Genomic DNA, 9,654 nt, shown 5'->3' with positions numbered 1-9,654 from the left:
CGTCGATGAGTCTTGCAGGTCATTTCCCTTTGTGTGTTTTCCTGTAAGATATACGATTTCGTATAGGTTTCCCCGTTTTTACGGCGGGTCACCCAGCATCGCCGCCACCTCTGGTTCACTGCATTCCGGGCTGGACTTTGCCTGCAGGCCCTTCGGATTCTTCCTTACGGAAGACACCCTGCCCTTCCGGCAACCTTCGGTTGCCGGAAGTCTGCTTCGGCTACGGCACTTTAAAGGGTAAAGTCACCGGGTGGATTTGAACCACCTAGATAGTGCGACTGTGAGGCGCACGCAAAAAGAGAGTACCCTTAAGATACTCTCTTCTCCCTCTTATTTATCAAATGAAAGCTGCTTACACTTGCTTGAATTCGATCCAGTCGATCTGAAGGCCCGGCTTCACAAAATCCAATTTCAGCTCATACAGACCCGCTTCCAGCTCAATCTTCACAAGCTTCTGCTTGATCCATCTACCGTCCGTACCGTTCGTCTGAATGGTCGCCATCATCTGACCGTTCAAGGTCACATTGCATGCGCTTTGCGCCAATTCCGTCTCTGTGGACATGATACCCACGATAATCCGGTACCCCCCTGCTTGTTCCACTTTTACAAAGGTGGATCCCGCTTTGGAAGGTTTCACCTGGGCATTCCCGGTCAGAGATTGCGCCAATTCTTCCGAAAGGGCAGGATTCGCCTTGAAGCTCTCCACCGTTTCCTCACTTACATGGGGTCTTGTGAACACCGGCGCATTCATAATGAACCGGCAGATGTTCATAGCAGAGCGCTGAAGCTCTCCACGGGTCAGTGAGCCATTATCCAGTGAATCCAGGGTGTTGTCATCATAAGCGTTGACTTCCGAGCCATAATTGCTGACAACCATATATACGTCATTTTGTGCACGGACCATCCAGTTCATATACTTGCGGTCTGCCGGGCCTCCATCCACAACATCGTTCATAATCGCCCACCAGTCCGTCATTACGATACCTTGGAAGCCCCATTCTCCGCGGAGAATCGTGGTATTCAGATCATAATTGGAAGCAGCCCAATGTCCGTTCACCGGATTATAGGAGGTCATGATCGAGTTCGCGCCGCCTTCTTTTACCGCAATCTCAAAGCCCTTAAGATAAATCTCGCGGACCGCGCGTTCCGATACGATAGCATCCACCTTGCTGCGGTGCTTCTCCTGGTTGTTGCAGGCGAAGTGCTTCAGGGTGGCATTAGAGCCGCCTTTCATAATCCCGCGTGTGCATGCCGCCGCAAAGACGCCTGAAATCAGCGGGTCCTCCGAAAAATACTCAAAGTTGCGTCCATTCAGCGGACTGCGGCGGATATTCAGCCCTGGTCCAAGCAAAGTGTCCACGCTGTTTCTAACCAGCTCCCGGCCTTCCATGACATAGAGCTCTTCAATCAGTTCCGCATTCCAGGTTGCCGCAAGCAGCGTTCCAATGGGAACCTGAGTCGCCTTGTGTCCGCTGTCCATCCGGATCCCGGAAGGGCCGTCTGCGGTACAAGCTACCGGAATACCATAGCTGAACAGCTGGTCGCTGACCCCGCCAAAGGCCGACGCTGTACCCGGTGTAACCAGCGGACTGCTCATCCCTTCGCCTCTGACGATTACCGCGAGATCCTGGTCGCTCAGTTGGGCGATGAACGTGGTCATCTCTACTTTTCCGTCATGCACATCTCTTAAGGTATAGCCTTGATACCCGGTCTGCGTAAGCGTTGCAGGCAGATTCTGCTCAATCCGCTCTTTCATCGAAACCTTGCGTGTTGGAACGGCAGCGTATACCAGTTCATAGGAACCGTCTTCCTTGCGGGCTCCAGGCATCATCCGCGTGAACCCTTCGGTTGGCGCCAGCGCTTCCTGCAGCTGCTCCACCACCTCAAGAGCCTCCAGTACATAACCGCTGCGTCCCTCTACCTGAACTTCTGCTGCCTTTTTAATGCTGCTTCCTACATAAATACGGTAGGTTCCCGCTTCCAGCACATAGGCCGAAGGATGCCCGGTCACGCCAGCGTCATCATAGGAGGCCATCGAATGAACCGGGAAGCTCACTGTCAGACGCTGCGACTCTCCCGGCTGAAGAACCCCGGTCTTTCCGAAGGCTGCCAGCACTTTGGCCGGTTGTCCCAGCTTGCCTTGCGGAGCCTCGTAATAGACCTGTACAACCTCTTTTCCGGCAAAATCGGTTCCCGTATTCCTTACGGTTACCCCAATCTCAGCGAAGGGCTTGCCTGCCCGGCTGACCAGCCTGGCTTCTTCCGGCTCGATGGAGAATGTAGTGTAGGAAATCCCGTAGCCGAACTCAAACTGAACCTTTTCCGGACAGAAGGTTTCAAAATAACGGTACCCCACATAAATATCTTCCTGATAGAAGTTTTTGAATTCATTACCGTAGTTTGCAGTCGAAGGATAGTCCTTGATCGAATAAGCAATCGTATCCGTCAATTTACCGCTTGGCGTCACTTCTCCTGCCAGTACATCGGCAATGGCATTGCCCCCTTCCATCCCGCCATGCCAGGAGTAAATCACACTTGGAATAGGGTGCGCATAGCTGTTATCGTTCAGCCAGCTCATATCGATAATATTCGAGACATTCAGCACAACGACCGTTTGCTCGAAATAAGCCGTCACCTGCTTCAGCATCGTCTGTTCATCTGCCGTCAACTTGTAGCTCCCCGGCGCGTCAGCATTATCCTGATCTTCTCCCGCCGTACGTCCAATGACGATAACCGCCTTGTCCGATTTGCTTCTTGCCTGCGATACCAGCTCATCCGTTAGCGGCATTTCCTTCTGGTGCCAAGGCTCTGCTGCCCAGGCTCCGCCGCCATTGTCAAACGGATTCTGCTCAATCCACTTCTCGTAGACGGCCGCCAGCTCTTCATTGACAGCCAGATTCTTCTTACTCCGCAGTCCATCCAATAAATTGGTGGTATATGAGACATGCACGCTTCCGCCTGAGCCTGTACCGCTGCGGTAATAATTCACTTGGGTTCTGCCAAAAACCGAAACGGTTTCACCACCGCGCAGCGGAAGCACCTGGCCTTCATTGCGCAGCAGTACCGCGCCTTCCGCACCTACGGTCCGGCTGAATTCTGCAAAACCCTCTAATGGAACTCCTAAATGCTGTGTAGTCAAATTTGTTTCCTCCTGATTGTCATTTCCTTATCCATATCTTACTATAAAGAATCCCCTATCAAGAATCAAAGGGAATGTGGTCTATACAGACTGAACTTGAGATTTTGTCCAAGCGGGATTTGGTCGTGACTGCGGGGAATGTTCGGGCTTCCGGCCGCTGTTATGCTTGGGTTTTCTGCTTTTGTTCCAACGGTAGCGCTTGACATCAAAAGGTAGCCGCTATCGCTCCCCGAGTTCCAAATTCCCCTCCGTCACTTTTCCCTTTTGTTATTTTTTCCAAGTTCAATCTGCTCTAAGAATGCCCGGAGCAGCTGTTCCAGATGATAGACTATTAGTAAAAAACGGCAACCCCACAACTTTAGTTGTCTTGGGCTGCCGCTTATTGTTATCTTATTTTCCTTACTGTCCGTCACAATCTTATATTTATTTCCGGCGCTGCTTCATCATCCGGTTATACATCACCAGCGCGGCAATGATCATGCCGATCATGGCGACACTGCTTGCTGAATTAGCCGACATGCCGAACATGAGGCACACGCTGTTCACTAATGTTCTCGTAAGCAGCGCAACCAAGATCAGCATCAATGGACGCCAAATATTATACCCTCTCATCCCCTCAACACTCCCACTCTAGTAATCAAGCTATTAGTTGCTATTATAGCACAAGAAGGAATGCGCATACATTTTCACCCGGAGAGCACTGCCGGACGGCAACTGCTCCCTACTAATTCTTATCCATTCTTTCTTTTCAAACATTCCAGAAGCTCAACCTTCATACTCTGTATAGCATCTTCTTTGGGCATCCGCAACACACGGGTTAACCGGACCATATCTTTTTCAAAAAATTTCAATAACGCCAGTGTAGCCGATTCATCATTATCCTTCTGAAGACGTTCAAGCAACCCTAAGAATTCATCTTCCGACTTAATTCCTGAATCATTTTCTTCCTCCATTTGTTCACCGCCTGTTGAGATATATTCAATTGCCGGGCGACCTCAGCTTCTGTTTGATCTCCTAGATAGATTGCGCAAATGACCTTCTTTCCCACTTCTGACGTTAGTCCATCTAAATAGTGCTGCACCAATAACCTGTTATCAGCTTGTTCGGAAAATGATGGAGTACGGGGCTCCGGGCTGGATGCGAGAGGGACTTCACGCTTAAAATCCCTCTTGGCACGATACTGCATACGCCAAGCAATCCGGTAGAGCTCATGACGATAGTATTCGATTGCACTCACTTTTAATGCCTCCCTTGTATTTCTATATACCTATAATGTAGGGAGTTATTAATTTCCATTCTACAACCAATATAGGAACTTATGTTCCTATTATTATATACATAAGGCAATCTTTTGTACATTGCTAGTCAAAATCCCAGTCCAATGAAGTACTGCGCCCGTCAGATTTTGACAGGAACGTGTGTTCGGTATATAATTTCCTGTATAGGAGGGATTCTGTGTGGATATGATGGAAAAACTTGAAATTTTAACGGCTTCGGCCAAATATGATGTGGCCTGCACCTCCAGCGGCTCCGATCGTAAAGGCCAGCCCGGTGGCATGGGTAATGCCGTCAGCATGGGCATCTGCCACAGCTTCGCAGCAGATGGCCGCTGCATTTCACTGCTTAAGGTGCTAATGACCAACGGGTGCGTATACGACTGCGCGTACTGTGTGAACCGTAAATCGAACGCCACACCCCGGGCTGCACTCTCGCCGGAGGAGCTCGCAGACCTGACCATGCAGTTCTACCGCCGTAATTACATAGAAGGCTTATTTCTCAGCTCCGGCATTATGCGGAGTCCCGATTATACAACCGAGCAAATGATTGCTGCTCTTGATCTGTTAAGGAACACCTACCAGTTCAGAGGATATATCCATGTAAAAGCCATTCCCGGCGCAGACGAGGTGCTGCTGTCCAGACTTGGTCTGCTGGCCGACCGCATGAGCGTCAATATTGAGCTTCCTTCTCAAGAAAGCCTGGGCCTGCTGGCTCCCGACAAGAGCAAGGCCTCCATTCTGAAGCCTATGTCCCTGATCAAAGAAAAGATTAACGAGAACCGCTCGGATCTCGTCAAATATAACCATGCTCCCCGCTTTGCTCCCGCCGGACAGAGCACCCAGATGATTATCGGAGCTACGCCCGATACCGATTTCCGTATTCTGACCCTCACCGAAGGGTTGTACCGGAAATACGGGCTGAAACGCGTTTTTTTCTCTGCCTATACCCCGGTAGTGGAACATTCACTCCTGCCGGCTCTAGATACCAAACCGCCTCTGCTGCGGGAGCACCGCCTCTACCAGGCTGACTGGCTGCTGCGTTTCTACGGATTTCAGGCCCATGAATTGCTGGATGAAGCGGTACCCAACTTCAATCCGCTGCTGGATCCGAAATGCAGCTGGGCAGTGAATCACCGGGAGGAGTTCCCGGTTGAAATCAACCGTGCCCCATATGAGCAGCTGCTGCGGGTGCCGGGGATCGGGGTAAGGAGTGCTCAGCGGATTGTTAAGGCACGACGGGCCGGAACCCTGGACTTTGCCGTCCTGAAGAAGCTTGGTGTGGTTCTTAAACGCGCACAATTTTTCATAACCTGTAAGGGAAAAATGCTGGAGGGGTTAAAGGTGGGCGAGCATACCCTGCTCCGCTCACTCATGTCCGGGCAGGAGCTTGGCAGGATCGAGCCGCCACAGTACGAGCAGCTTACTCTGTTCGACGACTTCTATCTGGCAGCCTTGCCGGCAGCGGGAGCGGCAGTCCCGACAGCAGGTTCGGCTGCGCTGAAGGGAGGCGAATGGCCCTGATGTTTAAGACAGCTGCTTTGGCCTATACCTACGACGGTAGCTTTGAAGGCCTGCTGTGCTGTGTGTTCGAGAGCTATCAATGGAAGGAAACCCCGCTTACCATACATTCAGACGATGAAGAACAAGGCCTCCTGCTGGAATCGAAATGGATTGATACGGACATCAGCAGAGCTGAACGGGTACTGAAGTCAATCCCGCTACGCATCTGCACCGAGGCAGAGGAGTGGGTTCGTCATGGATTTTGGTCATGCGCACCGGACAAGGAGATGCTGCTGCTGAATTTTCTGTACCTGGGCTTCACTCATGGCCGCAAGGTAATGGACATGCTTGCCGATGATACGGTGAACGCTCTGCAGAAGGCGGTTCAGCAGCTCCAGCGGGAAGCTCACCTGTATCTGGGGTTTGTGCGTTTTTCCGTATACGGCCCGGTTATGGCGGCGGTCATTGAGCCCAAAGGCTTCGTGCTGCCCGTTATTCAGGATCATTTCTGTGACCGGTTCCACGGAGAGAGCTTCATGATCTACGACAAAACCCACCGCACGGCCCTTATCCACCAGCCTGGACAGCAAGCCATTATTCCACTCGATGAATGGGTACCGCCTGCACCCGATGCAGCTGAGGAAGAATACCGCCGCCTCTGGCAAGGATTCTACAACGCTATCGGCATCCGTGAGCGCAAGAACGACCGCCTGCGCTCCTCGCTGATGCCCAAGCGGTACTGGAAGCACCTCACGGAGATGAATGGCGGCAGCACCGGCATGGCCGAGCGCAAACCGAAGCTTGATGAGGGCTCACCCCTATTGGAACATGCGAAGTCGAAATTCAAAAGCTGATTCTGAACAGCGGAGATCAATTTCATCTCCGCCTCCGACAGCTCGAAATTGAAGGTATCCAGATTCTCCTTTTGATGCTCTATTGAACTCGCCCTGGGGATGGGAATCGCGTCAAGCTGGATATCGCAATATGATCTGTGTAGGTGTTTTACCATGTGCTGCAGCAATGCTTCCCATCTGTTCATTCTTCAGCATGACGCTTGCAAAATAATAGCGCATATCCATTCTGTTTATAGAGCGCGCAAAAGGGATGCCCCTTAGCCATTTTCATGACCTTCAGGACATCCCCTATAGTAGTACTTATGCTATTAGTTCAAAGCCTTCCATACCCAGTTCTCTACTTCAGGCAGATCAATACCTTCCTCACGGATATATTGGTTATGCTTCTTGACCATAGCATCCATTTCGTCCACGATAGCCTGATATTTACCAGCATCCGGCAAGCTCAGTACAGCTTCCTTCGTCAGGTCGAACCGGTCCATCTGATTCAGTACGCGCATATCAAATGGGGTGGTAATGTCGCCGTTCTCCCGGTAGCCATGTACATGCAGGTTATGGTTGTGACGGTCGAAGAACAGATCTTTGATCAGACCTTCATAGCCATGGAATGCGAAAATGACCGGTTTGTCTTTTGTGAAAAATTGATCAAACTCAGCGTCAGATAAACCACGAGGGTCCAGCTTCTGGCTTCTCAGCTTCAACAGATCCACCACGTTGATATAGCGGATTTTCAGATCAGGCAATTTCTCATGCAGGATGGAGATAGCTGCCAAGCTCTCCATAGTAGGCTCTGTACCGGACGAAGCAATAACCACATCTGGCTCTCCACCCTTGTCCGTGCTTGCCCAGTCAATGATCTTGAGTCCTTTATCCACCAATTCCTGCGCTTCATCAGCCGAGAACCATTGCGGACGCGGATGTTTGGACGACACAATCAGGTTGATCTTCTGACGGTCATTCAAGATGGTGTCAAAAACAGCCAGCAAGGAGTTGGCATCAGCAGGCAGATACTCACGGATAAATTCCGGTTTCTTGTCTGCCAAGTGACCGAGCAATCCTGGGTCCTGGTGAGTGTAGCCATTATGGTCCTGCTGGAACACTGTTGAGGTTGCAATGACATTCAAGGACGGAATATCTGTCCGCCAGCTTTGATCTGTCGCTTTGCGCAACCATTTGAAGTGCTGGGTGATCATCGAGTCTACTACACGCAGGAAAGCTTCATAGCTTGCGAAGAATCCGTGACGTCCAGTTAATACGTATCCTTCCAGGAATCCTTCTGCCTGATGCTCGGACAATTGTGAGTCGATTACACGGCCATATGGCGCCAGGAATTCATCTTGCGGTTCTTTGATGGAATCCATCCATTGGCGCTTGGTCACTTCGAATACAGGACCCAGGCGGTTCGACATGGTTTCATCCGGTCCAAAAATTCTGAAGTTGCGGTTCTCTTCATTGAGTGTAACCACTTCCTTCAGATATTTGCCCAATACGGCCATATCTTGTGCAATCACTTGACCCGGAACGGAATTATCCAGCGCATAGTTGCGGAAATTCGGCTTGTGCAGGTCTTTGATCAGTTTGCCGGCGTTAGTTACAGGGTTCATCCCCATACGTCTGTCGCCAGTAGGCAGGATTTCAGCGAGATCCGCATTCAAACGGCCATTCTCGTCGAACAATTCTTCAGGTCTATAGCTGTTCAGCCATTCAAGCAATGCCGGAGCGTGCTTCATGTTCTTTTGATCCACTGGAATTGGAACCTGGTGGGCACGGAAAGAGCCTTCGTTCGGCACTTTATCCCATTCTTTAGGACCAGTCCAGCCTTTAGGCGTACGGAACACAAGCATCGGCCATACAGGACGGGTGGTGTCATTGTTCTCACGTGCATTCTTTTGAATCGCTTCAATCTTCTCAATAATAGTATCCAGAACCTTCGCCATTTCCGGATGCATCAGATCTGGATTTTCACCTTCTACAAAGAACGGTTCCCAGCCCATACCTGCAAAATAATTGGTTAACTCCTCTTTGGACATACGGGACAGAATGGTCGGGTTGCTGATCTTGAAGCCGTTCAAATGTAGAATTGGCAGGACCGCACCATCTGTAATCGGATTGATGAACCGGTTGGAGAGCCAAGAAGCAGCCAGTGGTCCGGTTTCAGCCTCACCATCGCCTACAACTACTGCAGAGATCAGATCCGGGTAATCCAGAATGGCACCCACGCTGTGGGACAGGGAGTAACCAAGTTCTCCGCCTTCATGAATCGATCCTGGAGTTTCCGGAGCCGCATGTGAAGCCACACCGCCAGGGAAAGAGAACTGTTTGAACAATTTTTTGAGGCCAGGAATATCCTGTGTAATTTCCGGGTAGATCTCTGTGTAGCTTCCATCCAGATAGGAGTTGGATACCATAACCTGGCCGCCATGGCCTGGACCTTCAACATAGAACATATTCAAATCATATTTGGTAATGACACGGTTCAGATGCGCATAAATAAAGTTCTGGCCGGGGATCGTACCCCAGTGACCGATAGGCTTAACTTTGACATCCGCGTCCTTCAAAGGTTCTCTTAACAACGGATTATCCTTCAAGTAGAGCTGTCCTACCGATATATAGTTGGTTGCACGCCAGTAGGCATCGAGCTTTGATAAGTACGTTTTAGATGAATAATCCACGGGTAAAGTTGACAATCCCATTTCAATCCACTCCCATTTCTTTTTTCTTTTTCCTGAACATAATCATTTCTACAATTACATCATACCGCCGCGTTTATAAAATTCAATCATTTTAACAATTGATACGGTCCAATTTTGTGAAATTTTGAACATAGTATGAATAACGGAGCAAATCACTTACAAAAAAATCTTTATTTTTATAAATATGTAAC

At 50.1% G+C, this 9,654-nt stretch carries 6 protein-coding genes; 2 read left to right on the top strand and 4 right to left on the bottom strand.

Annotated elements, in window-relative coordinates; all coding sequences use genetic code 11:
• Positions 1–352 precede the first annotated feature (352 nt).
• The 3 genes from A3842_RS05140 to A3842_RS05130 form a co-directional block, all read right to left on the bottom strand.
• The gene (locus tag A3842_RS05140) at positions 353–3,139 is read right to left on the bottom strand and encodes a glycoside hydrolase family 3 C-terminal domain-containing protein (RefSeq protein WP_074100672.1); all 2,787 of its coding nucleotides are present in this window, start codon (positions 3,137–3,139) and stop codon (positions 353–355) included.
• A gap of 423 nt (positions 3,140–3,562) precedes the next feature.
• Positions 3,563–3,751 carry a hypothetical protein gene (locus A3842_RS05135; protein ID WP_074088769.1) on the bottom strand — a complete coding sequence of 63 codons (189 nt, stop codon included), beginning with the start codon at positions 3,749–3,751 and terminating at the stop codon, positions 3,563–3,565.
• A gap of 119 nt (positions 3,752–3,870) precedes the next feature.
• Positions 3,871–4,092 (bottom strand): hypothetical protein, encoded by a 222-nt coding sequence (locus tag A3842_RS05130; RefSeq protein ID WP_074088768.1) that lies wholly within the window; start codon positions 4,090–4,092, stop codon positions 3,871–3,873.
• 510 nt (positions 4,093–4,602) lie between these two features.
• On the opposite strand from A3842_RS05130, the gene A3842_RS05120 reads away from it, so the two are divergent.
• On the top strand, positions 4,603–5,937 hold the full coding sequence (locus A3842_RS05120) for a putative DNA modification/repair radical SAM protein (protein WP_256701517.1): 1,335 nt from the start codon (positions 4,603–4,605) through the stop codon (positions 5,935–5,937).
• The gene (locus A3842_RS05115; RefSeq protein ID WP_074100670.1) at positions 5,937–6,770 is read left to right on the top strand and encodes a TIGR03915 family putative DNA repair protein; all 834 of its coding nucleotides are present in this window, start codon (positions 5,937–5,939) and stop codon (positions 6,768–6,770) included. Before A3842_RS05120 ends, A3842_RS05115 begins: the two co-directional genes overlap by 1 nt.
• A gap of 308 nt (positions 6,771–7,078) precedes the next feature.
• Here the strand turns inward: A3842_RS05115 and A3842_RS05110 are convergent, their stop codons facing one another.
• Positions 7,079–9,463 carry a phosphoketolase family protein gene (locus tag A3842_RS05110; RefSeq protein WP_074100669.1) on the bottom strand — a complete coding sequence of 795 codons (2,385 nt, stop codon included), beginning with the start codon at positions 9,461–9,463 and terminating at the stop codon, positions 7,079–7,081.
• Positions 9,464–9,654: the final 191 nt, after the last annotated feature.

Origin of the sequence: Paenibacillus sp. P3E (genome assembly GCF_001909045.1) — a bacterium.
GTDB classification, from domain to species: Bacteria; Bacillota; Bacilli; order Paenibacillales; family Paenibacillaceae; genus Paenibacillus_AQ; species Paenibacillus_AQ helianthi.
The sequence above is the reverse complement of the archived record's forward strand: the minus strand, read 5'-3'. Positions and strand labels throughout refer to the sequence as shown.

Coding starts and splice junctions, on each gene's coding strand:
- A3842_RS05135 (WP_074088769.1), bottom strand. CDS start 3,751: ATGAGAGGGTATAATATTTGGCGTCCATTGATGCTGATCTTGGTTGCG.
- A3842_RS05130 (WP_074088768.1), bottom strand. CDS start 4,092: ATGGAGGAAGAAAATGATTCAGGAATTAAGTCGGAAGATGAATTCTTA.
- A3842_RS05120 (WP_256701517.1), top strand. CDS start 4,603: ATGATGGAAAAACTTGAAATTTTAACGGCTTCGGCCAAATATGATGTG.
- A3842_RS05115 (WP_074100670.1), top strand. CDS start 5,937: ATGTTTAAGACAGCTGCTTTGGCCTATACCTACGACGGTAGCTTTGAA.
- A3842_RS05110 (WP_074100669.1), bottom strand. CDS start 9,463: ATGGGATTGTCAACTTTACCCGTGGATTATTCATCTAAAACGTACTTA.